This window comes from Methylophilus sp. OH31 (assembly GCF_000576615.1).
In the GTDB taxonomy this organism is placed as follows: Bacteria; Pseudomonadota; Gammaproteobacteria; order Burkholderiales; family Methylophilaceae; genus Methylophilus.
On sequence record NZ_BAUS01000004.1, the window covers coordinates 307,020 to 331,016 of the forward strand.

Consider the following 23,997-nt stretch of genomic DNA (forward strand, 5'->3'; position numbering starts at 1 on the left):
CTTATTCGCTGATGGTTCTGCCCGGGTAAAGGGCTTCAGTCAGTTGCAGCAGGTTCATGCGGTGTATGCCCGACTTTTCACCATTTTTACGTGGTGCGGTGCGGATATCATCGGTTTCAAATACGCTGATGCGTTGTGTGCCAAAACGCGTTTCTACCAGCAACACCGGCACCCGTTTGCGTACCAGGTCGTGCTTTTGCTTACCCGGCCGGTCTGACATGCGGAATTGCTGCTCATCCAGCCGGTAAGGCACATTCTGGTTGAGTAAATAAATCTCCAGCTCTTTGCCGCTTTCCGCAAACACATGGATGTCGGTGTCAGCATAAGGGCCTGCCGTGCCTTCCATCACCGAGCCGATCAGATGCGGATTAAACTTTTTGAGTAGCTGCATGGTGTGCAAGGCAGCTTGCCGCAACTCCAGCAAGTGCGCCGCATCATTTTCATCAGCATACAGGGCATGGTACTCACGCAAGGCGGTATCAATTTCAGCGTTGGTTGGCAGAGGGGCATCCTGTTGTATGCCCATCAGTTTCACCGCTTTGCGCTTGGCGCGGCCATAGTCACTGATGCCTTCCTCGAACATCAGGCGCGCGGCAGACTGCGCTATTTCTTGCCGCAGATCACTTGAAAAGTCGTCAAACATCGCATCAGGCTTTAAGTTGAATTCGTCTCTAATTGGGGCTGAGTAACTTTGCCGCCGGGTTTGTCGGCAGTTTTTTGTCTTCACTGCCACCACCACTATGCTCGCCGATCAGGCGCTCGAGGAAGGATGGTTCATTGTCTTCTGGTGCATGTTCTGCTTCCGGGTCAAACAGGCCGGGCAGGTTTTCAGGTTGTGACTGTGGCAAGTGTTCTTCGTAGAAATATTCATAAATGCCTGGGTCATCCTCTCCCACTTGCGCGCCAGTGTAAGCATCCACTTTCAGTTGCAATACGCCATCCGGCACTTTGTACTGGTAGATCGGCAAGCCAGTCAGGGTTTGTTGCATGTAATTGATCCAGATCGGCAATGCTGCGCGACCACCGGTTTCGCCGCGACCCAGATTATGCGGATTGTCATAACCCATCCAGGCCACCGCGACTTCTTTCGGATGATAACCAGCAAACCAGGCATCAAACTGGTCATTGGTGGTGCCGGTTTTACCGGCAATATCCGGGCGACGTAGTGACAGGGCTGCCCTGGCCGTACCGTCGCGCACGACGTCTTGCAGCATGGTGGTGATGATAAAGGCATTACGCTGGTCGATCACCCGTTCTGGCGACACATGCTTGCCTGCTTGTACCGCTTGAATGACTTTGCCGCGGCTGTCGATAATTTTTTCGATCAGGTAAGGATGTACCTGGTAGCCGCTGTTGGCAAAAGTAGCATAGGCCGCTGCCATTTGCCACACTGAAGAAGAGCCAGCGCCCAGCGCGGTAGACAGGTAAGCCGGGTGGTCCTTGGGATCAAAGCCGAATCTGCGCAGGTAGTTTTGCGCATAGCGGGCGCCAATCGCATTCATCAGGCGGATAGAGATTGTATTTTTTGACTGTGCCAGCGCTTCACGCAAACGCATGGGGCCTGCATATTTTTCATCGTAGTTACGTGGCTCCCAGCTGCTATTGCTACCGGTTTCGGTAGAGGTGAAGCTGATGGGGGCATCTTCAAATACGCTGGCCGGGCTGTAGCCTTTTTCGAGGGCGGCCGAGTAGATAAATGGCTTGAAGCTGGAGCCTGGCTGACGTCTGCCTTGTGTCACATGATTGTATTTGTTGCGCTGGAAACTAAAACCGCCGATCAGGGCCTGTACCTGCCCGGTTTCCGGGTTGAGCGCCATAAATCCGCTTTCAACTTCTGGCAGTTGCACCACTGACCAGCCGTCGTTTTGCTGGTAGACACGGATCACCGCGCCAGGCACCAGCGACAATGGCGTACGTTTGGCCGGGGGCATATGGTTTTTCACCAGCAAAATGGCTTTGTCCTGCAACTTGAGCACGGCGCCACGATTGGTGACCAAAGTGAGCAGGTTAGGCTCGACCTTGGTGACCAAGGCGGGCACAAACTGGTTGTAAGTGACAAAATCCCGCAATAGTTCGCTGGCACCGCTGGCGGTCAGTTTGCCCGCTGGCAGCGAAATAATCTGCTCGGCCCCACGGAATCCATGACGCAATTCAAAATTGATAATGCCCTGGATCATAGCCGTGTTCGCGGCGGCCTGATGCTTGTTGTTGATGGTGGTGTAGACGCGCAGGCCGCTGGTATACGCTTTCTCGCCATAACGTTTATACAGGGTCGCCCGTACAATCTCAGCAACGTATTCCCCTCCCAGGGCTTGTACTTGTCGTTTCGACGACTGGAATTGGAGTGGCGTGTTCATGGCCTGCTCAAACTCACGATCACTGATCATGCTATAGCGGTGCATGTCGCGTAGCACTTCATGCTGGCGCCTGATCGCGTAATCTGGGTGAATGTAGGGGTCGTATTTGCTAGGGGCCTTGGGCAAGCCTGCCAGCAGGGCGGCCTCAGCCAGGTTGATTTGTTTCAGGTCTTTGTCGTAATAGGTTTTGGACGCAGTGGCAAAGCCATACGCGCGCTCGCCCAGGTAAATCTGGTTCAGGTACAGCTCAAGAATCTTGTCTTTACTGATGGCGTTTTCGATCTTGATCGCCAGCATGGCCTCTTTGATCTTGGTCCAGATATTACGCGGCGTATCCGGGCTGCTAAAGAAGTTCTTGGCGACCTGCATGGTAATGGTGCTGGCGCCTTCATGGCCACGGCCAGTCAGGTTGTTGCGGATGGCGCGCAAAATGCCGGTGGTATCAATGCCGTTGTGCTGGTAAAAGCGACGGTCTTCAATGGCCAGAATCGCGTCTTTCATCACTTTGGGCGTTTGCTCAATCGGTACGAAGGCACGCCGTTCCTGGCCAAATTCGGCAATCAGGCCACCTTCGGCATCGTAAATACGCAACGGCAATTTCGGATGGTAATCTGTCAGTGCGTCTAGCGAAGGCAGGGAAGGGTAGAGGATGCTGATCATCAACACCAGCAGGGCGGCGGCGATTAAGCTGCCGATAATGGAAAGAAAAAGAAGGGACTGCAACCAGTTTCTTGAGTTCATGCGTCTTGCTGCCATCGTGAGAATTACCTATGAATTGTAATCTTTTTTTGCCAATTCAATGGCAGTTAATTATGGAATCATGCAAATAATCAGCATTCTTCTGGCGACCATGAAGGCCAGTCATTTGCTTGTCGCCATGAAATAGTGTGAGTTGGCATGGTTGATGCATAACCCAACGAACATTCAAATACTTAAAAAGGGCAATACAGTTGAGTCTGGGCTTTTTACAACGCAAAAAAACCAGTTTTATTGGTGTTGATATCAGTGCAACCGCTATTAAAATGGTGGAGCTGAGTGCCATAGGCAAACAACAATTCCGACTGGATGGCTACGCCAATGTGACCCTGCCTAAAGGGGTCATCAGCGATGGCAATATTAATGACCTGGTGCAGGTGGCCGATACCATGCGATCGGCCTGGCGTTTGCTCGGGTCGCGTGCGCGCCAGGTAGTGTTGGCACTGCCGACGGCGGCGGTGATTTCAAAGCGGGTCATCATGCCTGCCGGTTTGCGCGAAGAAGACCTGGAGTTGCAGGTAGAGTCTGAGGCAAACCAGTATATTCCTTTCCCGCTTGAGGAAATGAACCTCGATTTCCAGGTGCTGGGGCCGATGGGAAAAAGCACGGATGAAGTCGAAGTGCTGATCGTAGCGGCCAGAAAAGAAAAAATTGATGACCGTGTCGCCGTGGCTGAAGAGGCTGGCTTGAAGGTGAGCATCGTTGATGTCGAAGCTTACGCCACCGAAACGGCCTATCGCCAAATTATTAAGCAGTTGCCACAACATAGCAAAAAAACCGTCACCATGATGCTGGACATCGGCGCACATGTGACGCATATCAATGTCATGGTCGGCGCACATTCCGTCTATGCCAGGGAGCAGGCGTTTGGCGGCGCCATGTTATCGCAGGAAATTCAGCGCCGGTTTGGCCTGTCGCCTGAAGAGAGCGAAATTGCCAAACGTCAGGGCGGGTTGCCAGACTCTTATGAACAGGAAGTATTGCAGCCGTTTTTGCAAAACCTGGCAGGCGAAGCCGCGCGTGCCGTGTCCTTTTTTACCAACTCTACCCAGTACAACTCGGTGGATCATGTGTTGCTGGCCGGTGGCGTGGCTGCCACTGAAGGCTTGGCGGCACTGATAGAACAAAAAACCAGTGTGCATACTTTGGTCGCAAATGCCTTTCAGGGCATGACGCTGGCCAATAAGATTAAACCTTCCCAGCTTGAAGCAGATGCGCCTGCGCTGATGATCGCCTGTGGCCTGGCTCTGCGTGGGGTGGACGCATGATTAAAGTTAACCTGTTACCGCATCGTCAGATCAAGCGTGCGGAGCGCCAACGTGAGTTTGGCTTGATGGCATCATTAGTGGCGATTGCCGCTGCGGCTATTTTGTTTGTGAGCTGGAGTTATATCCACAGCAAAATCCAGACACAACAGTCGCGTAACCAGCGTTTGCTAGATGAGACGGCGCGGCTGGACAAAGAAATTGCCGTGATCGGCAGTTTGAAAGAGCAAATCAAGCATGTGCTGGAGCGCAAGCAGATCGTCGAAGGCTTGCAAAGCGATCGTAATCAGGCCGTGTTGATTCTGGATGAGTTAGCCAGGCAGCTGCCAGAAGGTGTACTCCTCAAAAGCGTCAAGCAATTGCAGGATGAGATTGAGCTCAAGGGGGTGGCGGATACCAATGCCAGGGTTGCCACGCTGGTACACAACCTGAGTGAGTCGCCCATTATGCACAGTCCTAACCTGGTTGAAATTAAGGCCAATACCAATGCGCTAGGTATTAAAGAGTATGAGTTTGTGTTGCGGGTATCGTTGAAGCGCGACACGCCTAAAGACGACCCTGCCAAGCAGAAGCCTGCGCCTGCCAAAGGATGACCCAGAGATGCAACTTTCTGACTTTAATAATATAGATATCAAAACGGCCGGCAATTTGCCGATGCCGATGAAAGCGGTCTTATTGACGATACTGGCGGCAGCGCTGCTGGTAGTGGGCTATGTGTTTCTCCTCAGCCCTAACCTTAAAGAATTAAAAGCTGAAAAAGAAAAAGAACAAGGCTTGCGTGACGAATACCTGGGCAAAAAAATACAGGCTATGAAGATCAAGGCTTATGAGCAGCAAGTGATTGAGATTCAGCGTACTTTCGGTACTTTGCTTAAGCAGTTGCCGGATAAGTCCGAGATGGACGGGTTACTGACGGATATTAACCAGGCAGGCGTAAGTCAGGGCCTGTCTTTTGAAGGCTTTGTGCCGATGCCAGAGATTTTTGCCGAGTTTTATGCTGAAAAACCGATCAATATCAAAGTGTTAGGGCGTTACCATAATTTGGGCGCATTTGTCACTGAGGTGGCCAAGTTGTCACGTATCGTGACCTTGCATAACCTGCAAATCCAGCCAGCCGGCAAGGACGACAAGCAGCCGCATAAAGATATGCTGGTGATGGAAGCTGTCGCCAAAACCTACCGCTATCTGGACGCGGAAGAAGTTGCCGCGCGTAAAGCCCAAGAAAGCAAGGCAGGGAAGAAATGATGCGCAACAATTACTTGTTTTGCCTGATTCCGGCCGTGTTACTCACGGCCTGTGGTACGTCACAGGATGACGATTTGACCCAGTTTATGAATGAGGCCGACCAGACTATGGTGGCACCGGTGGAGCCATTGCCAGAGGTGCAGGGGTTTTCTCCCAAGCAATATAACGTTGATGGCGTGCTGCATGATCCGTTTGTGCCGCGCAAGGCCTCGGTGCAAAACACCAATCAGCCTGATTTGAAGCGCCCCAAGGAACCGCTGGAAGCGTATCCATTGGAAAGCCTCAAATTTGTCGGCGTACTGAGCAAAAAGAACAGCATGTTTGCCACCATACAAACGCCTGACAATATGGTGTATCAGGTAAAGCCTGGATCGCACTTGGGAGAAAAGTTTGGTGTGATTACGGCCTTGGCAGAAAACCGCCAGACACTGAAATACGAGTTAAAAATAAAAGAGACGATTCAAGACCCGGTGAGCGGGGAATGGGCCGAGCAAATGACAACATTGGAACTGCAGGAACATCAATGATGAAAAAATTAAGCTTTCTTGTTGCCCGGGTGGCATTCTTGTCTGTGGCGTTCGCCACGTCGGGATGGAGCGTTGCGGCTGATTTGCCGACGGCGACTAACCAACTGCAAGCCGTGGATGTCACTGCACTGCCGGGAGGGCGTTTGAACGTGCAATTGCAGATGGCGCAACCACTCGCCACTGCGCCACTCAGTTTTACCTTGAGTAATCCGCCCAGGATTGTTTTTGATATCCCCAATGCCAGCAATGCCACCGGCAAGAATGTGCTGCCAGTGAATCAGGGTGTATTGAAATCTGTACAAGTGGCGCAAGCCAGTGACCGCAGCCGCGTGGTGCTCAATTTATCCAAACCAGTGCAGCATCAGTTACAGGTGCAGGATCAGACCTTGCTGGTCGGGCTCACACAAGAGGGCGTAGAAGCCCCGGCTGCCGCCGTGGCCGCCAAGCGTTTTTCTGAGCAGGAAGTTGCTGTCGGACACAAAATTCAGAAGATTGATTTTGTGCGCGGCAAAAATGGCGAAGGCCGTATTCTGGTGGATTTGTCTGACAGTCGCGTAGGGGTCAATGTGCGCAATGCAGGCAAAACGGTAGTGATTGATTTTGCTGATACCGAATTGCCTGAAGCTTTGCAACGTCGCTTGAATGTGATTAATTTTAATACGCCAGTATTGTATGTGGATGCATTACGTCATCATCACCAAGCGCAAATTGTGATTGAGCCACAAGGCGATTGGGAACAATCAGCTTACCAGACTGACCGTCGTCTGGTGGTGGATATCCGCCCGTTGGCCAAAGACCCGAACAAACTGATTCAGGGTTCCAAGCAAGGTTATGCGGGTGAGAAGCTGTCTCTTAATTTTCAGCGTGTAGATGTGAGGGATGTGTTGAAAGTGATTGCTGACTTCACAGGCAAAAACATTGTAGTTAGTGACTCGGTCTCCGGCAGTGTAACTATCGGCCTGAAGGATGTGCCATGGGATCAGGCGCTGGATGTGATCATGAAAAGCAAAGGCCTGGATATGCGCGTCAATGGCAGTGTGATTTCGATTGCACCGGCAGAAGAGTTTGCCGCCAAAGAGAAGGCACAACTCACGGCTGAGGCTGAGCGCGAGACACTGGAAACCTTGCGTACAGAAGTATTCTCGTTGAAATACCAGAAAGCCATGGATTTTAGAAACATGTTGCTGGGCGGTGGTACCAGTACAAGTGGTGGCGCGTCGTCAGGTATGTCTGCCGGGTCTTCTGGAGGCTCATCAACTGGTCGTATGAACCGTATTCTGTCACAGCGCGGTAGTGTGACTTTTGATGCGCGTACCAATACTATTTTTGTGCAGGATACGCCAAGAAAACTGGAAGAAATCCAGACCATCATTAACAAGGTGGATGTGCCTGTGAAGCAGGTCATGATCGAGTCACGCATGGTGATCGCCTCCAATACTTTTTCTAAAGCATTGGGTGCGCGCTTTGGTATTACGCAAACCGGTTCGCCTGGCAATGCAAATATGACTGTTAGTGGTAGCCTGGGTAACCGATATACTCAAGCGACGACCACTACCTCAGCGACTGGTACAACGACCACGCGAACGCAAGGTACGCACAACGGTAGCATTCAAACCGTTACCAACAATGGCAATATTTTGACAAGTTCGGATGGCCAGCCTGATTTGATGTCCAACCTGCCGGTGACCAATGCCTATGGCGGTATTGCTTTGAGTTTGCTTAAATTGTCTGCCAACCTGTTGCTCAACCTTGAGCTGTCTGCGCTGGAAGCCGATGCGCGCGGTAAAGTGATTTCCAGTCCACGAGTCACGACGGCTAACCAGCAAAAAGCGCGTATCGCCCAAGGTGTGGAAATTCCATACCAGACTGCGACCAGCAGTGGCGCGACCGCCGTTAGTTTTAAAAAGGCTGAGTTGAGCTTGGAAGTGACGCCGCAAATTACGCCAGACCAGAAAATCATTATGGATCTGGATGTGCGTAAAGACAGCAAAGGCGAGGAGACCTCTGGCGGTGTGGCGATTAATACGCAAAACGTGCAAACCCAAGTGCTGGTCGGTAATGGTGAAACGGTGGTGCTGGGTGGGATTTACGAGCAGGTCTCACGTAAATCTACTGATAAAGTGCCTTTCTTTGGTGACTTGCCAGTGGTCGGTTTTGCGTTCAAGCGCAATACCAAGCAAGAGGATAAAACTGAGCTGTTGATTTTTATCACGCCGAAAGTGATGGATGAAACGCTGGCTTTGAACTAATTAGCGCAAGCAAACGCGCACGATTACTGACAGCCGACAGGCTTTGCCTTAAAATACCCAACTGAAACAGTTGGGTTTTTTTATGGGTGCGCAAATACCAAACAACATATTTTTGATCGGTTTGATGGGGGCAGGTAAGACCACCGTTGGCAAATTGATTGCCAAAAGTCTGGGCAAAACCTTCTACGACACTGATCATGTGATTGAGCAACGTACCGGCGTCAAGATTCCGACTATTTTTGAACTGGAAGGCGAAGCGGGTTTCCGCAAGCGCGAAACCTCTACGCTGGAGGAGTTTGCGCAGCAGGATAATATTGTGCTCGCCACGGGTGGTGGTGCCATTATTGCGCCGGAAAACCGCGATATCCTCAAGCAGTATGGCTATGTGATTTATCTGCGTGCCAATGTCAATGAGCTGTATTTACGTACCCGTAACGATAAAAATCGCCCTTTACTACAAAATGTGGACGTGAAAGCCAAGCTGGAACAATTGTTTCATGCCCGCAATCCACTCTATACCGAAACTGCAAATCTGATCGTCGATACCGGCCATCAGCCGGTGGCGGTGATTATCCAAAAAATTGAAAACGCCCTCAATGCGTTGGAGCCATCATGCAAACCTTAACCGTCAGCCTGGCTGACCGTAGTTATCCTATTCATATTGGCAATGGCCTGCTAGGCCAGGTTGATCTGATCTTGCCGTATTTGAAACGCAAACAGGTGGCAATTGTCAGCAATACGACGGTGGCACCTTTATATATGCATGCCATTGCCCAGCCCTTGCGCGATGCAGGTGTGAGCGTGATTGAAATTATTTTGCCGGATGGTGAAGCGTATAAAAATAACCAGACGCTGCAAATCATCTACGATCATTTGCTGCAAAACCGCTGCGAGCGTAACACCACCCTGATTGCCCTCGGTGGCGGTGTGGTTGGTGACTTGACTGGCTATGCGGCGGCGACTTATTTGCGTGGTGTACCCTTTATCCAGGTGCCGACCACCTTGTTGTCGCAAGTGGACTCCAGTGTTGGCGGTAAAACCGGCATTAACCATCCCCTGGGTAAGAACATGATAGGGGCGTTCTACCAGCCTAAATTGGTACTGGCCGATATCGACACGCTGAAGACTTTGCCGCAGCGCGAATTATCGGCAGGGGTCGCTGAAGTCATTAAATATGGCCTGATTCGCGATGCCGACTTTTTTGATTGGCTGGAAATCAATATGTCCGCCCTGATGGCCTTGGACACTGCTGTTGCCAGCTATGCCATTTACCGCTCATGCCAGAATAAAGCCGAGGTGGTGGTAGCCGATGAGCATGAGCAGGGCGAGCGTGCCTTGCTCAATCTGGGCCATACCTTTGGTCACGCCATCGAGAATGCCATGGGTTATGGTGTCTGGCTGCACGGTGAAGCGGTGGCCACCGGTACCGTGATGGCGGCGGATCTGTCGCAACGTATGGGCTGGCTCGATGCGGCGCAAATGGCACGTATTAAAACTATTATGCAGGCCGCAAAATTACCGATTGCAGCGCCAGATTTAGGGGCGGATGAGTATCTGCGTTTAATGCAGCTGGATAAGAAAGTGTCAGATGGCCGTATCCGCCTGATTTTGCAGCAGGATATTGGCAAGGCGGTGATCACCGCCGATTACGATGCCGAAAAGTTGAAGCAAACGCTGTCATTGGCGGCGTAACACAGAAAGCCGTCATGACCTTAGCTCACTTTGCCGCACAGCCTGAAAAAACACGTGGCCGCAAGGTCAGCGAGCAAGAGTCGCCATTGCGCAATGTGTTCCAGCGAGATCGCGACCGTATTATTCATTCTACGGCTTTCAGGCGTCTCGAATACAAAACACAGGTATTTGTTAATCACGAGGGCGACCTGTTCCGCACACGCCTCACACATAGTATTGAAGTGGCGCAACTCACGCGCGGCATCGCGCGCACGCTGGGTTTGCACGAAGACCTGGCCGAAGCCATTGCGCTGGCGCATGATCTCGGCCATACGCCTTTTGGCCATGCGGGTCAGGATGCGCTCAATCATTGCATGCGCGATTATGGCGGCTTTGAGCATAATTTGCAGTCATTGCGCGTGGTCGATGTGTTGGAAAACCGTTATGCCAGTTTTGATGGCTTGAACCTCACTTTTGAAGTGCGTGAAGGTATCCTCAAGCACTGTTCGCGTAAAAATGCACAGTTGCTGGGGGATGTCGGTGAGCGTTTCTTGCGCGGTGAGTCGCCCAGCCTGGAGGCGCAAGTCACCAATTTTGCCGATGAGATTGCTTATAACAATCACGACGTGGATGATGGTTTGCGCTCCGGCTTGATCACCATCCAGCAATTGGCTGGCATTCAGCTCTTCGCTGAAAATATGGCCGAAGTTAAAAAGCTGTATGGCGAGATAGAAGAAAAACGACTGGTACATGAAACCATACGTCGCATGATTAATGTGCTGGTGATCGATTTATGCGAGCAAAGCCAGCAGGCCATCGCTGCATTAAACCCGGCCAGCATTGACGATGTGCGCAAGGCGCCTGCCTACCTGGTGGGGTTTAGCCAGGTGCTGGAGGAAAAGAACCTCGAGCTCAAGCAATTTTTGCGCAAGCATCTTTACCAACACTACCGCGTCAATCGCATGAGTGCCAAAGCGCGCCGCATTATTGCAGAGTTGTTCACGGCGTTTATGGATAATCCTGCCCTGATGCCGGACGAATATCAATTGGTCGCCAAGCAAAATCAGGCGCGTGCGGTGGCAGATTATATTGCCGGGATGACGGACCGCTACGCCATACGCGAGCACCGGCGTTTATTCGCGGTGGAGGAGAGCTGGTAACAGCTCATCATGTGCAATAAAAAAGGCTGCCATGATAAGCAGCCTTTTTTATTGCACATGGCTGAACGGATTCAGCATGATGGCGAGGATTATTTCGCGACTTGTTTTTCGCGCATTTCGTCCAGTGTTTTGCAGTCAATGCACAATGTGGCAGTCGGGCGCGCTTCCAGGCGCTTCAGGCCGATTTCAATGCCACAACCTTCGCAGTAACCATAGTCGCCACTGTCAATATTGCGCAAGGTCTCGTCGATTTTTTTAATCAGCTTGCGCTCGCGGTCGCGGTTGCGCAACTCCAGCGCCATGTCAGACTCCTGGCTGGCGCGGTCATTTGGGTCAGCAAAGCTGGTGACTTCGTCCTGCATCGTATGCACGGTACGGTCAATGTCGTGACTCAGTTCTGATTTCCAGTCATTCAGGATTTTGCGGAAGTGATCCTGCTGCTTTTTGTTCATGTATTCCTCACCGGCGGCTGGCTGGTAAGGGGTGAAGGATTTGTTAACGGTATCTGCCATGATGGTTCCAAAGAACGAAACTACGGAATAGTTATTGCCAAAAAAGGCGCTTGTACTGCATTAGGTCTATCAACAATCGCGCGAGTTTACACCAGTTTCTAAGGGCATGCAAAGGCTCTTTGCTGTGTTTTAAACGCGCGCGGATGAAGCTTGCTCGCGTAGCTCTAGTGCTTTTAATGTATTTTCCATCAGTGTTGCCACTGTCATCGGCCCCACACCGCCTGGTACGGGGGTGATGTGGCTCGCACGCTGGCTGGCCACTGCGAAATCCACATCGCCGGTGATTTTGCCATCCGGCAGGCGATTGATGCCGATATCTACAACAATCGCACCTGGTTTGATCCACTCACCTTTAATCAGCCCCGCTTTGCCAGCCGCAGCAACAATTAAATCAGCGCGACCAATATGGGTCGCCAGGTCTTTAGTATGGCGATGGCAACTAGTAACGGTGCAACCTGCCAGCAGCAGCTCCAGACCCATCGGGCGCCCCACGTGGTTGGATACCCCCACCACCACGGCATCCAGCCCCTTGAGTGCGATACCACTGGCTTGCAGCATTTTAATCACACCGTAAGGTGTGCAAGAGCGCAGCAGTGGCTGGCGTACGGCCAGGCGGCCAATGTTATAAGGGTGAAAACCATCCACATCTTTAGCTGGGTCAATCAGGGCCAAAATTTCTGTTTCATCAATATGATGTGGCAACGGCGACTGCACCAAAATGCCGTCAGTTGCATCATCGGCATTCAATTGCCTGATCAGCGCAAATAATTCTTCTTGTGAGGTGCTGGCAGGTAAGTTATGGGCGATCGAAACGATGCCTGTTTTTTCACAAGCCAGACGTTTGTTACGCACATAGATGGCAGAGGCCGGGTCATCCCCTAATAAAATTACCGCGAGGCACGGAGCACGTTTTCCGGCCTGTACACGTTGGTCGATGTTGGCTTTAATATCCTCTAGCAGTTGACTGGCAATTTGCTTGCCATCAATAATATGAGCGCTCATGAACAAAATATTTGTCGTAAAAAATAGAATTTTATCACATCGACATTGACACAAATTCAGAAAATCGGTTATATTTCCGTCTTCGGCGTGTAGCGTAGTCTGGTAGCGCGCCTGCTTTGGGAGCAGGATGTCGGGAGTTCGAATCTCTCCACGCCGACCAGTTTCTCTGGATTGCCCGTCGGCATGTAACTCCTATCTGCTCGTAGCTCAACTGGATAGAGCACCAGCCTTCTAAGCTGGGGGTTACAGGTTCGATTCCTGTCGGGCAGGCCAAAATTTCCCCAGTGGTGGCTATAGCTCAGTTGGTAGAGCCCCGGATTGTGATTCCGGTTGTCGTGGGTTCGAGTCCCATTAGCCACCCCATTCTTGTTTTCTCCAGTCTTAAATTCAAAAATAGTCACTAAAATTGGCTCTGTTTACCAATAGACCAACAGCATGCTTTTGATAAAGTGTTCGAAACAACCATTGTCGCGAACATGACTACACCTCTGAATTTGAAAAAATTTATGCAAAGCCTGATCGACCTCACCAAGGTCAGGGAAAGCCTTGCACTTGATCCGGCGCTGCTATCATTAATGCAGCACTGGATGTCTGTGTTTGCAACCCAGGCGCAGCCGATCAGAATGCAAGTATTGTCCAAACGGCAGCTTGTTTCGGTGATGGACACTCAGGAATCAAGTACTGATCCGACCTTTGAGGCCTGGCCGCCAGAGGTTTATACGATGCTGTTGGGTTATTTGAATCAAGAATATCGTCAGCATGCGTGTTTTGATACCGCTAGCGGCAAATTGCATGTGTTCCCGCTCAAGCAAAGTATTTCCCACAAAAGTGCCATCCTGCTGATCCAGCACGAAACGCTTTCGGCGGAAGAGATTGAGCTGGTAGAGCAATGCTTGCAGATGTTCCAGCATTACGCCGGGTTGATTATAGAAAACGAGCGCGATGCCTTGACTGGCCTGCTCAATCGCAAAACATTCGATCAATGCGTCGGCAAAATCCTGCTCAATGACTATAAGCCGGAATACAGATTCCCCTTGCACCACTACCTAGTGATTTTCGATATTGATTTCTTCAAAAGAATTAACGATACCTACGGCCATTTGATTGGTGACGAAGTGCTGCTGCTGTTATCACGGTTGATGCAGGAGGCTTTCCGGGATGGCGACTTGTTGTTCCGCTTTGGCGGGGAAGAGTTTGTCGGCGTGTTTTCCTGTGCCGAAGAAAATGACATCATCATGTTGCTCGACCGGTTTAAAGAGGCGCTGGCAGCGTATTCATTCCCGCAAGTGGGGCAGGTCACGATCAGTATTGGCTGCTCAAAAATGGCGTTGAACGTGTTGCCCAATACGGTGCTTGAGCATGCAGATGAGGCTTTATATTACGCCAAAGAGCACGGTCGAAATCAAATTTGCTACTATGAGACGCTGATCGCACAAGGTTTGCTCACAGATACCGTGATTAGCGGCGAAATCGAGTTGTTCTAGTCTTTACCTCCCTATTGCTAAGTGCGGGCACTGAAAGTGTGCCCGCCGACTGACCATTCGCCGACAATCTCGTCGGTGACCTGCATTTTCTCTCAAGATGATTTGACATTGCGCATTGATTATATTTAATATGTGTTAAAAAATGTCAATATCGTAACGGGGGAAGTCGATGCGCTCCGCTCTCATCCTGCTGTGTTGTATTTGGCTCACCGCATGCCTGCGGCAGCCGCTTGATGCGTCTACACACTCTGCATTGCATTTGCCAGACACGCCTCGGACAGAAACCTCTCCTATCGCGGTGTATCCTGAAGTCGATATTGCCGAGATTGAATCTACCCGTACTATTAAGCCGCCATTAAAGTCAGCTACCCCCACCCTGCTGATTAACCTGGTGGTGCACGATGCGCCCGTTCAGGAGGTATTGCTGGCGATTGCGCGTGAAAGCAGTTTGAATATTGATGTGCACCCAGGCTTGCGAGGCAAGGTAAGTTTGAATGCGATCCAGCAGTCAGTGCCGTCCATTCTGGCACGTATATCTAAGCAGTTGGATATGTATTACGAGTGGTCGAATGGCGTGTGGTTAATTACGCCAGACATGCCTGTCATCCGTAGTTATAAATTGAATTACGTCAATATGAGTCGGGACACCACTGGCTATATCGGGGTCGCCAGTGAAATCAATAGTGCTGGCAGAGCCGCCGCAGGGGCTGCGGGCAATGGTGGCACCGGGCAAGCAGCGGTAGCGCAAGGCGGTAACAGTAACAGCTCAAGAACCGCGGTCACTTCGCAATCGCGTTATCACTTGTGGGAAAGCGTCGTCGAGAATATACAGGCGCTGTTAGACGAAACTGATAAGGCCAGCATCGCACGTGATGAGGTGCTGGAGAGTACGCCATCAAGCCTGGATTTGCCTGTGCAGACGACTGAGCCGGTCGACAGTATGCAGGCCGCTCGCCATCCGCGTGAGGTGCCAGATCAACCAGCAGCCAGCGCCACTATTGTTTCGGAAAGAGTCAAACAGGCGCATGTCCGCTGGCATGCTTCACGGCTGATTGCCAATCCTGAAACGGGTATTTTGACGATCCGTGCGTCGCAAAGCCAGCAGGCACAAGTCAGGTCCTATTTGGAGTCGGTGATGCAAGTGGCCGCCAGGCAGGTGCTCATTGAAGCCACGATTGTGGAAGTAGAGTTAAGTAAAAGCTTTCAGATGGGCATCGATTGGAGCCGGTTGTCCGCTTCGGCACAGCAGCGCGGATGGCAGTTAGCGCAATCGCTTGGCAATGATGCGGCACAGTTCAATCGTGCGGCTGGCACCTGGGAAAGTAACAACAGTAAAAATGCACTTGGCCAGAATAATGGCAGTGTGGCATTCATGCTAGGGTACTTTAATCCGTTTAGTCGCTTGGGCAACCTCAGTGCCAGCGTGACTTTGCTGGAACAGTTTGGCAAAACGCGCGTGTTATCCAGCCCTAAATTAATGGTGCTCAATAACCAGACTGCGATTCTCAAGGTGGTCGACAATCTGGTGTATTTCACGATTCAGTCGCAAATTTCCCAAAGCAGCAGCAATAGCGGCAGTAATTTACAGGCCGTCACCACCACCGCCAATACCGTCCCAGTCGGGTTGGTCATGGCCGTCACGGCACAAATTAACAGCCATCAGCGGGTGAATTTGAATGTGCGCCCCACCGTGTCCAAGGTGTTGCGCTATATCGAGGACCCTAATCCGCAATTGGGCAGTGGTAGTACGCGGATAGTCAGCAGCATCCCTGAAATACAAGTGCGTGAAATGGAGTCGGTGCTGAATATTGCCAGCGGCAATATCGCGGTGCTGGGTGGGTTGATGCAGGAGGATCAGCGCGAATTCACCGATCGTGTGCCCGGTGTATCCAGGTTGCCAGTGCTTGGGCAAGTGTTTACCGGCAAAAATCAGGCGGCAAAAAAGACCGAGTTGATTGTTTTTCTCAGGCCGACCGTCATCGGGCGCGCCGATGTGCGGTCGGGTGACTTGCAATCGTTTCAGCCTTTATTGCCCGATGAATTACCTGCTGATGCATTTGAGATCAATGTGGGGGAGCCGTCATGAATCGACTTCTAAGATTGTTGGCATCGTGGCCAGGGTATGGCCGCTCTGCGCAACGCGCCTATCGCCGCGCATTGATCATCACAGATCTTAAGCGCGTTGAAATCGGCTTAAGTTATTTGTTGTGGGGCTGCGTTGTTTTGATCAGTGGCCTGGTCTGGCAGGAGGGCTATCATATATTGTCTGGTGGTGAAAATGGCATTATCAGACAATTGCCTGCTGGCTTGAGTCAGCCGGTGGATGCGTTTTATCCTATCCATGCACCTGCACTGGGCAATCTGGCGACATCAAACAAATTGCCGAGCCTGTTTACTTTCAAGCCTGCGAAGTCATCTCCGGTAACGGCCTTAAGATATCCCGCAGCTGAGGCGCCGGTGGAGGGGTATGCCACAGCAAAACCAGCCCCCAAACCGTTACGTCTGACGTTGCAAATTCAAGCCATGCCGAAATTGCAAGCGAGCCTGAAATCACAATTAAACACCGCTGTACAACAACTACTTTCTGGTCAGCTGGTGCTAGCAGGAGCATCTTTTGAAGAGGTGTTACAGCAAGACCCTCATCAGGTGATTGCCTTGGCGGGCATGCTGGTCGTCACCAGCCAACGCGGCGAGATTCAGCAGCGTGAAGATTACTTAAGCAGAATCCGTCAGGAGGTTCCAGACTATACGCCTGAGGATGACCTGTTTTTGATGCAACTGGAGCATTGAGCATGCTGGCCGCCACAGACAACACTCGTATTGGGGAATGGATGTTGGCAAAAGGCATGATTACCGCTGACCAGTTAGAAATTGCGTTAATTGAACAACAAAAACATCGGTTGCTACTTGGGCAGCAATTAGTCAGGCTACATTTTGTAACTGATGCCATGATACGTGATGTGCTGGCGCATTATCATGCACAGGAAAGCATTGATTTACAGCAGGTGATTGTTGACCCGGAAGCGCTGGCGATGGTGCCGGAGGCCTTTGCCCGACAACATAAATTGTTGCCGCTGGATTTGTCGCCAGACAAACAAATCATGCGTGTGGCCTTGTCCGGCCACAATAATATGCTGGTGCTAGATGCACTGCGGCATATGCTGGGCGGCACCATACAGCTTAAATCAGTATTGGCGACTGAGGCACATTTAGAGCAGGCACTGGACAAGTGTTACGGGCATAGCCTGTCACTCGATAGTTTGTTGCGTGAAATTGAGCAGGAGGGCAGCGCGCCACCCTCACTCTCTGTGCAGCAAGCCTCGCGGCCGGTTATCAGGCTGGTGAATGCCGTGTTGATAGATGCAGTCAAGCAAGGCGCTTCGGATATCCATTTCGAGCCTGAGCATGCCTTTCTCAGGATACGTTACCGGATTGATGGGGTGTTGTGGCAGATCCGCTGCTTGCATGATCGCTACTGGCCGGCCATGTGTGTACGGCTAAAAATACTGGCGGGAATGGACATTGCCGAGCAGCGTACGCCGCAGGATGGCCGGGTCAATATGTTTTTATGCGGTCGGCAAATTGATTTCAGAGTGTCCAGTCATCCGACTTTGCATGGTGAAAATCTTGTATTGCGGGTACTTGACCGCGACAAGGCAATCATCCCCCTGGAGGCCATGGGATTGCGTGCACCACAGTTGCAACGCGTCAAAACCATGCTGGAAAAGCCAGAAGGTTTGCTGATTTTAACGGGCCCCACAGGCAGTGGCAAAACCACCACTTTGTATTCAATGCTCGGCCACCTCAATCACGAGCACGTCAATATCATGACACTGGAAGACCCGGTGGAATATCCGCATGCACTCATGCGCCAGACCTCAGTCAATGCAGCAAACAAAGTAGATTTTATCAATGGTATCCGGGCGATTTTACGGCAGGATCCTGACATCATCCTGATTGGCGAAGTGCGCGATGAATCGACCGCTGCCATGGCAGTGAGGGCGGCCATGACTGGCCATCTGGTGATGACCACCTTGCATACCAATAGTGCAACAGCCGCTTTTTCACGGCTGCAAGATCTGGGCGTCAGTCCGCATATGATGGCGGGATGCCTGGTGGGTGTGATTGCACAAAGGCTGCTACGACGTTTGTGTAAACACTGCAAGCGGCAAACCGAGGCTGATCGCGCGCTGGAGCAACTGTTGCGCCAGGTATGTGCACCGGCACAAACCTGGGCGAGGCCTGTATTTGAGGCAGAAGGTTGCGTGCACTGCCGCATGAGTGGATACCATGGCAGATTGGTCATTATGGAAGTGCTGACCATGCATGCCGATATGAATGCGATGCTGACGCAACCTCTGGCCATGCAGCAACTGGCGCGGGTGCACGGCTATACGACGCTGGCGGAAGAGGGCTTGCAGTGGGTAAATGCAGGGGAGACCAGCGTGCAGGAGTTGCGTCGGGTGGTCGATTTAAGTGCGCTTGAGGCGGTGGTAGCAACACCATGACCAGCTATCGCTATATCGCCATCGACCAATATGGCCAACGGCAACGTGGCGTATTGGAGGTGCCCGATGAGCAGGCACTCATGGCGAGTTTACAGCAGCAGAGCCTGGAGTTACTGACGTTCAAATTGGGTCAGCCATGGGTGTGGCGACAGCCCAGAGTGGGTACGCAGGCATTGATTTTATTTTGCGTGCAAATGGAGCAATTGCTGCAAGCGGGGGTGCCCTTGTTGCAGGCAGTGGCAGAGCTGGCTGACCAAAATGAACATGCTGGCATGATGGCGGCATTGCGCACCGTGCAACGTGATCTGGAGGCTGGCAGGCTATTGTCACAAGCCTTGCAGGCGCAGCCTAAAGTCTTTCCACCCTTGCTGGGTCAGCTTGTTGATGCGGGTGAGCGTACCGGTCAGTTGCCGGAGATTTTTGGGCATTTGACGCGTACATTGTCGTGGCAGGCCGAACTGCTGTCACAAATTCGCCGGGGCCTGACTTACCCGGCGGTGTTGTGTGTCATGGTGGCGCTTGCTGCCTATGTCATGCTGACTTTTCTGGTGCCGCAAATGGCCAGCTTCTTGCAAAGCCTGGGCCAGGAGTTGCCGTGGTCTACCCGCCTGTTGCTGGCGCTGTCGGACGGGATGATGGCTTATGGCGGATGGCTATTACTTGGCGTGATTGCCCTGGTGGGTGCCTTTATGCTGGCGATGCGTCGATCACCGGTCTTCGCTTTTTTTCTTGACCAACGGCTCTTGAAGTTGCCGGTGATTGGGCGTTTGTTGCATCAACTGGTATTGGCCAGGCTTTGTCGTTTTCTCGGGTTGATGTATCAGACAGGGATTCCCTTGTTGCAGGCATTGGCATGGTGCCAGCCCTTGTTGCAACAGCGCGTGATGGAACAGGCGCTGTCAGAAGTGCATCAGCGTGTTCAGGCCGGGGAAAGCCTCACGGCTGGTTTTGCGGCCACGCAACAATTCCCGCCGCTGATGTTGCGTATGTTAAGTGTGGGCGAAACCACTGGTGCGCTCGACCGCATGTTATTCCAGCTGGCTGTCTTTTACGACCGGGAGGTACAGTCACAACTGCAGATGTTATTGCGATTACTTGAGCCCGCGCTCACCATCGCGCTGGGCATGATGCTGTTATTTTTAATGGCAGCGGTGATGTTGCCGGTTTATGACAGCTTTTCAAGTCTGCGTTATTAAACATGGCGAGCCAACATTTCATTGTCTTGCTTGATCAAACGCGCTGGCGCGTGGTGCATGTGAGTGGTCAGCATGTGTTAGCCCTGCGTGTGTTTAGTAGCGACGAAGACAGCCGCATGGCGCTATTAGACTGGTGGCAGCAGTTTCCGCAGGCAATAATCTCGTTCCTGACTAATCATGCGGATGAGCAGTATCACGTTGAAACTTTGCCGCAAGTGCGAGGGTCTGCCGGGCATCAGTTGTTGATGCGCAAGCTGGCGACATGGCCTTTTGCACAAGGCATGCATACCGTTTGCCGCCTGGATAATGTGCAGGGCTTGCGCCGGGAAAGTCGCTTTTTGTTTGTGGCGCTGACTTCTCCTCTTTTGGCTGACTGGCTGAACGTGTTGCACAAGCACTCGATTCGAATTCAGGGGCTATACACGCAAGCGCTTTGCCTTGCTTGTTGCCTGCCCGTCACCCTGCAAGGTTTAATGCATGCACTCTGTGTTCAATACACGCCACAACAAGTCCGTATTAGCTATCTTCAGCGGCAGCGGCTGTTTTTTAGCCGACTGTTTCTATTGCCGCCAGATACTGCTACACCTGAAGATAGTGTGGGCCGTATTGCGCATGAGGTGACTCAAATGCGCATGACTTTGATTCACCAGCATTGGCTTGAAGAAGCAGATGTATTATCACTCACCTGGCTGGGCCAGGTGCCGATGGATATCCCGTTGTTAAAAGCACAGTTACCTGTTGGTTGCCAATGGGTGGATATCTCTGAAGCAGACAGGGCGCGTCATTTAAAGGGGCACGCATTGCCAGAGGGGCTGCATGCCATGGAGTGGGCGGCGATTCAGCACATATTAAAAGGTCGGCCATTACCTAATCTGGCCCCTGAATCTGTGTTGATGCTCGATAGCAGCATGCGCATGAAGCGTCGCCTGCATTGGGCAGGGGCGGTGATGGCCGGTCTGATGGTCTTGGCAGGTTGGGTGGGCATACAAGCCACACAGCAGGCGCAGGGGCAAATGCTGCAGATTAAGCGCCAGCTAAATGTTGGGCAGCTGAAACCATCTGAACCTATCAATCAGGCACAGTTGCCGGGGGTGCGCGCCTTGACGCAGGCGGTGCAAGGCTTGCAGTCGTCCGTGCGATCGCCAGATCGTGCATTGGTCATCATGCAGCATGTTTTGCTGGGCGTCTCTCACTGGCAGGTGGCGGCACTGGAATGGGGCTTGGCAGGGAGTGCCGCGGAGGATGATGTACCCACGCAGCAGGCTTCTGTTTGGAAGGAAACGCTGACCGTGACATGGTCGCAGCGTGATCAAAATGACCAGGCGGTTCTCGAATGGCAGCAACTGCTCAGTCGATTACGTGGTTTGCCCGAGGTGGAAAAAATAGAGGTGCTCATGCCGTCTGCGTCCGCAAGCAACGCTCAGCGGCAGGGTAATACTGGTCAAGCACCGGGCCTTGATCAGCCACCTGTGCTTAAGCTGTACCTGCGAGATGCTCAGGCGGCCGCTCTATGAAAGCAACAGGTTATTGGTCTGCTTTACGTCCAATTTTGCTCGGTTGGTTGATCGCGTTATGCCTGATCACTGTCGCGCTGGCAATCGTGTTGCATGCGCAATGGAAGGCTGAAGATGCGTTGAGCCAGGCCAGAAATCAATTGCAGCAACAACAGCAACAGAGTGCGCTTCTGGCTAGTTACCAGCCTGATGTGCATTATTTCCTTGCGCATCGTGCAGGCTGGCAGAAATTTGGTTTAATGCGGTCGCCTGATTTCGATCATTGGGATCGCACTTTGATCGCCATGCAGCAGCAATTTACGTTGCCGCATGTTGCGTATGAGATACAGCCTACCGTGTCTTGCACGGCGGTGACCTGTCGTTCGCAATGGCCGACCAGCCAGCCACCAGCGTCGAACTTCACGGCGACGTCCATACAGCTCAATTGGTCCGTATCTCATGAGTCTACCGTCATCGACTGGTTGCAACAGCTTGAGCATGCTTATGCCGGGTTATTGCTGGTGCGTCGCTGCGGCTGGGCATTGGCTGAAGGCGCCGAGGTGATTACTGCGCAGTGCGATCTGGTGTTGTTTAACTTTCCCAATGTGTTACCCGATGAGCTGATTGGCGTGCAAGGGGAGGCGCAATCATGATGCCTCATCATGTTGAGCGAGGTGTGCAAACAGGCGTTGCGATCTGGGTCGTGTTGCTCTTGTTATCTGGCATGGGCGGATGGATGCTATATATGGCTCCAGGCACATATCCTGCACGCCAGCGTGTAATGCAAAAAACCATGGCGTCACTTGCACTGGCGCAGCAAGCCTTGCTGGCTTATGCGCAGCAGCCATTAGGACTGACGCTGTGTGAGCTGAACTGCCCGCGCCCCGGTGATTTGCCCTGTCCAGACCGCAATAATGATGGGATTGCTGAAACATCCTGCAGTAATACGTCACGTTTGGGCCGACTGCCCTGGAAAACCTTAGGTGTGGGCGATATACGCGATGGCAGTGGCGAGCGTTTATGGTATGCCGTTTCCGAGCGCTATAAAAATAATCCGCGTCTGCGGCCGTTAAATCTGGATACGACTGGCACTTGGAGTGTGGCTTCGTCAGAAGGGTTGATGTGGGATGCAACGCAAGGCAATGGTGTCGTGGCGGTGTTGATCGCGCCCATGCAGCCCCTGGTGCGTGAGGGTGGCTGGGTGCAGCAGCGTCAGGAGGCAACCACGGAGATTGCCAAGCACTATCTGGATGTAAATAGCGCGGCTGATAACGCCAGTCCACAGGAGGGCACTTCGCGTGGTTTTGCCAGGGCACCAGCCTCCATGCATTTTAACGATGTGGTTTGGCCAGTCACCTCGGGTCAAATGCATCAAGTGATGCAAAAGCAGGTGTTGGCAGAGGTGAAGCGAAGCCTGCGCTGTGTTGGCGTGCCATGTTTGAGCTACCCGATGGCTGCTGCAGTCAGCGATAGCGGTTGCCTAGGCAGTCAGTCATTGAGCGCCGGGCAATGCCTCTCTACGGCGACCAGCATCGGTCGCTTGCCTTTGGATGTCAATGCTCACTGGCCATGGACAGTACAGCATGTGCTGGATGGCAATCAGCAACATCATTGGTTTCAGCAGAATGCATGGCGGGAGCAAGTGTTTTACCTACCAGGTCAGACACAAGCCAGCATCATTCTGGGCGGAGAGCGCTTACCAGGGCAGGTTCGTGACAGCATCACGGATAAAGGACATCTGAACGTGTATCTGGAAGCGTCTACCTTGCTCGCGTTGCATATACAAGATGCCTCTACGCTCAACTTGCTGAGCAATGACCTGCAAGATAAGGTGAGTCGGCCATGAGTCGGGCGCCGCATAACCGCCAAATCGACATCAGGGCCGCGATGTCAGGGTTTAGCTTACTGGAGATGGCGCTGGCATTGGTGATTTTAAGTTTAATGATGGGCTGGCTGATGACGCCATTACGGGTACAACATGGTTTGCAGAAATACCAGCAAACGGAGCAACGGCTGTATGTCGCGCAGCAGGCATTGATCGGTCACGCCATGATTTATCATTATTTGCCATGCCCGGATACTGACCAGCCGCCAGATGGCTGGGAAAATGTATCGGCGAATCAAAGTTGTGCGGGCGATGAGGGCTTACTACCCTGGTTGCAATTGGGGCTCGTTGCAACTGATGCCTGGGGGCGGTTTTTCCGTTACCGGGCGGATAGTACGTTTACCCACCATGCGCAGTGGTTTTCGGTGTCTGCGGCAGAGAATGCCAGTAATATTCAAGTATCTGGCGACAATGGGCTCGTGACCAGTGCGCCCAGTCGTCCGGCAGCGATTGTCCTTTCGCATGGCGAAAACGGGTTGGGTGGCATACAATCGGTGTCTGGCGGGCAAGCGCATGCCATGGCTGCACCCACGCATTCCGATGAGCTGGAAAACGCTGATGGCGACCTCGCTTTTGTCGATAAAGCGCAGCAGCAAGCGGTTGGTGCGGTGTTTGATGACCGTTTGGTCATGTTGTCGCCCAAAGTATTGATACAGCAGATGGTGCAGGCGCAGCGCCTGCCTTGAA

At 52.2% G+C, this 23,997-nt stretch carries 21 protein-coding genes and 3 tRNA genes; 20 read left to right on the forward strand and 4 right to left on the reverse strand.

The genetic code is table 11. From position 1 onward, the window contains the following. Position 1: 1 nt before the first annotated feature. Both OH31_RS07990 and OH31_RS07995 read right to left on the reverse strand, forming a co-directional pair. Positions 2 to 643, reverse strand: coding sequence for a hypothetical protein (locus tag OH31_RS07990; protein ID WP_024930317.1), 642 nt, complete (start codon positions 641 to 643; stop codon positions 2 to 4). 28 nt (positions 644 to 671) lie between these two features. Further along, positions 672 to 3,098: a penicillin-binding protein 1A gene (locus OH31_RS07995; RefSeq protein ID WP_024930318.1), complete on the reverse strand. Its 2,427-nt coding sequence runs from the start codon at positions 3,096 to 3,098 to the stop codon at positions 672 to 674. A gap of 209 nt (positions 3,099 to 3,307) precedes the next feature. Between OH31_RS07995 and OH31_RS08000 the strand changes: the two genes are divergently transcribed. From OH31_RS08000 to OH31_RS08035, 8 genes are all read left to right on the forward strand, one after another. Beyond that, entirely contained in the window at positions 3,308 to 4,381 is a 1,074-nt protein-coding gene (locus tag OH31_RS08000) for a pilus assembly protein PilM (protein ID WP_024930319.1), read from the forward strand. Further along, positions 4,378 to 4,971: a PilN domain-containing protein gene (locus tag OH31_RS08005; protein WP_024930320.1), complete on the forward strand. Its 594-nt coding sequence runs from the start codon at positions 4,378 to 4,380 to the stop codon at positions 4,969 to 4,971. The genes OH31_RS08000 and OH31_RS08005 overlap by 4 nt, the downstream gene beginning before the upstream one ends. Before the next feature lie 7 nt (positions 4,972 to 4,978). Beyond that, on the forward strand, positions 4,979 to 5,623 hold the full coding sequence (locus tag OH31_RS08010; RefSeq protein ID WP_024930321.1) for a type 4a pilus biogenesis protein PilO: 645 nt from the start codon (positions 4,979 to 4,981) through the stop codon (positions 5,621 to 5,623). Next, entirely contained in the window at positions 5,620 to 6,150 is a 531-nt protein-coding gene (locus tag OH31_RS08015; RefSeq protein ID WP_019880969.1) for a pilus assembly protein PilP, read from the forward strand. Before OH31_RS08010 ends, OH31_RS08015 begins: the two co-directional genes overlap by 4 nt. Continuing rightward, positions 6,147 to 8,399: a type IV pilus secretin family protein gene (gene pilQ / locus OH31_RS08020; RefSeq protein ID WP_024930322.1), complete on the forward strand. Its 2,253-nt coding sequence runs from the start codon at positions 6,147 to 6,149 to the stop codon at positions 8,397 to 8,399. Before OH31_RS08015 ends, pilQ begins: the two co-directional genes overlap by 4 nt. Before the next feature lie 82 nt (positions 8,400 to 8,481). Beyond that, positions 8,482 to 9,024 (forward strand): shikimate kinase, encoded by a 543-nt coding sequence (locus tag OH31_RS08025; protein ID WP_019880972.1) that lies wholly within the window; start codon positions 8,482 to 8,484, stop codon positions 9,022 to 9,024. After that, positions 9,012 to 10,091 carry a 3-dehydroquinate synthase gene (aroB, locus tag OH31_RS08030; RefSeq protein WP_024930323.1) on the forward strand — a complete coding sequence of 360 codons (1,080 nt, stop codon included), beginning with the start codon at positions 9,012 to 9,014 and terminating at the stop codon, positions 10,089 to 10,091. Before OH31_RS08025 ends, aroB begins: the two co-directional genes overlap by 13 nt. Positions 10,092 to 10,105: 14 nt before the next feature. After that, positions 10,106 to 11,230: a deoxyguanosinetriphosphate triphosphohydrolase gene (locus OH31_RS08035; protein ID WP_024930324.1), complete on the forward strand. Its 1,125-nt coding sequence runs from the start codon at positions 10,106 to 10,108 to the stop codon at positions 11,228 to 11,230. An 89-nt stretch (positions 11,231 to 11,319) separates the two neighbouring features. On the opposite strand, the gene dksA is transcribed toward OH31_RS08035, so the two are convergent. Both dksA and folD read right to left on the reverse strand, forming a co-directional pair. Next, the gene (gene dksA / locus OH31_RS08040; protein ID WP_019880976.1) at positions 11,320 to 11,742 is read right to left on the reverse strand and encodes an RNA polymerase-binding protein DksA; all 423 of its coding nucleotides are present in this window, start codon (positions 11,740 to 11,742) and stop codon (positions 11,320 to 11,322) included. Positions 11,743 to 11,871: 129 nt separating this feature from the next. Beyond that, entirely contained in the window at positions 11,872 to 12,744 is an 873-nt protein-coding gene (gene folD / locus OH31_RS08045; protein WP_019880977.1) for a bifunctional methylenetetrahydrofolate dehydrogenase/methenyltetrahydrofolate cyclohydrolase FolD, read from the reverse strand. 83 nt (positions 12,745 to 12,827) lie between these two features. On the opposite strand from folD, the gene OH31_RS08050 reads away from it, so the two are divergent. From OH31_RS08050 to OH31_RS08105, 12 genes are all read left to right on the forward strand, one after another. Further along, positions 12,828 to 12,904: transfer RNA gene (locus OH31_RS08050), tRNA-Pro, on the forward strand. 36 nt (positions 12,905 to 12,940) lie between these two features. Beyond that, positions 12,941 to 13,017 (forward strand) — tRNA-Arg (locus OH31_RS08055). Between the two features lie 14 nt (positions 13,018 to 13,031). Next, positions 13,032 to 13,107: transfer RNA gene (locus OH31_RS08060), tRNA-His, on the forward strand. Between the two features lie 113 nt (positions 13,108 to 13,220). Further along, on the forward strand, positions 13,221 to 14,228 hold the full coding sequence (locus tag OH31_RS08065; protein WP_242402229.1) for a GGDEF domain-containing protein: 1,008 nt from the start codon (positions 13,221 to 13,223) through the stop codon (positions 14,226 to 14,228). A gap of 169 nt (positions 14,229 to 14,397) precedes the next feature. Next, a complete protein-coding gene (locus OH31_RS08070) occupies positions 14,398 to 16,314 on the forward strand; it encodes a type II secretion system protein GspD (RefSeq protein WP_242402230.1) in 1,917 nt (638 codons plus the stop codon). Further along, positions 16,311 to 17,018 (forward strand): hypothetical protein, encoded by a 708-nt coding sequence (locus OH31_RS08075; RefSeq protein ID WP_242402231.1) that lies wholly within the window; start codon positions 16,311 to 16,313, stop codon positions 17,016 to 17,018. The genes OH31_RS08070 and OH31_RS08075 overlap by 4 nt, the downstream gene beginning before the upstream one ends. Before the next feature lie 2 nt (positions 17,019 to 17,020). Further along, the gene (locus OH31_RS08080) at positions 17,021 to 18,736 is read left to right on the forward strand and encodes a GspE/PulE family protein (protein WP_024930328.1); all 1,716 of its coding nucleotides are present in this window, start codon (positions 17,021 to 17,023) and stop codon (positions 18,734 to 18,736) included. After that, positions 18,733 to 19,932, forward strand: a complete 1,200-nt coding sequence (locus OH31_RS08085) for a type II secretion system F family protein (protein ID WP_024930329.1) — start codon at positions 18,733 to 18,735, stop codon at positions 19,930 to 19,932. The genes OH31_RS08080 and OH31_RS08085 overlap by 4 nt, the downstream gene beginning before the upstream one ends. A gap of 2 nt (positions 19,933 to 19,934) precedes the next feature. Further along, positions 19,935 to 21,446, forward strand: coding sequence for a hypothetical protein (locus OH31_RS08090; protein WP_024930330.1), 1,512 nt, complete (start codon positions 19,935 to 19,937; stop codon positions 21,444 to 21,446). Next, positions 21,443 to 22,078, forward strand: a complete 636-nt coding sequence (locus tag OH31_RS08095) for a hypothetical protein (protein WP_024930331.1) — start codon at positions 21,443 to 21,445, stop codon at positions 22,076 to 22,078. Before OH31_RS08090 ends, OH31_RS08095 begins: the two co-directional genes overlap by 4 nt. Beyond that, positions 22,075 to 23,271: a hypothetical protein gene (locus tag OH31_RS08100; RefSeq protein WP_024930332.1), complete on the forward strand. Its 1,197-nt coding sequence runs from the start codon at positions 22,075 to 22,077 to the stop codon at positions 23,269 to 23,271. Before OH31_RS08095 ends, OH31_RS08100 begins: the two co-directional genes overlap by 4 nt. Next, a complete protein-coding gene (locus OH31_RS08105; RefSeq protein ID WP_024930333.1) occupies positions 23,268 to 23,996 on the forward strand; it encodes a type II secretion system protein in 729 nt (242 codons plus the stop codon). The genes OH31_RS08100 and OH31_RS08105 overlap by 4 nt, the downstream gene beginning before the upstream one ends. Position 23,997 lies beyond the last annotated feature (1 nt).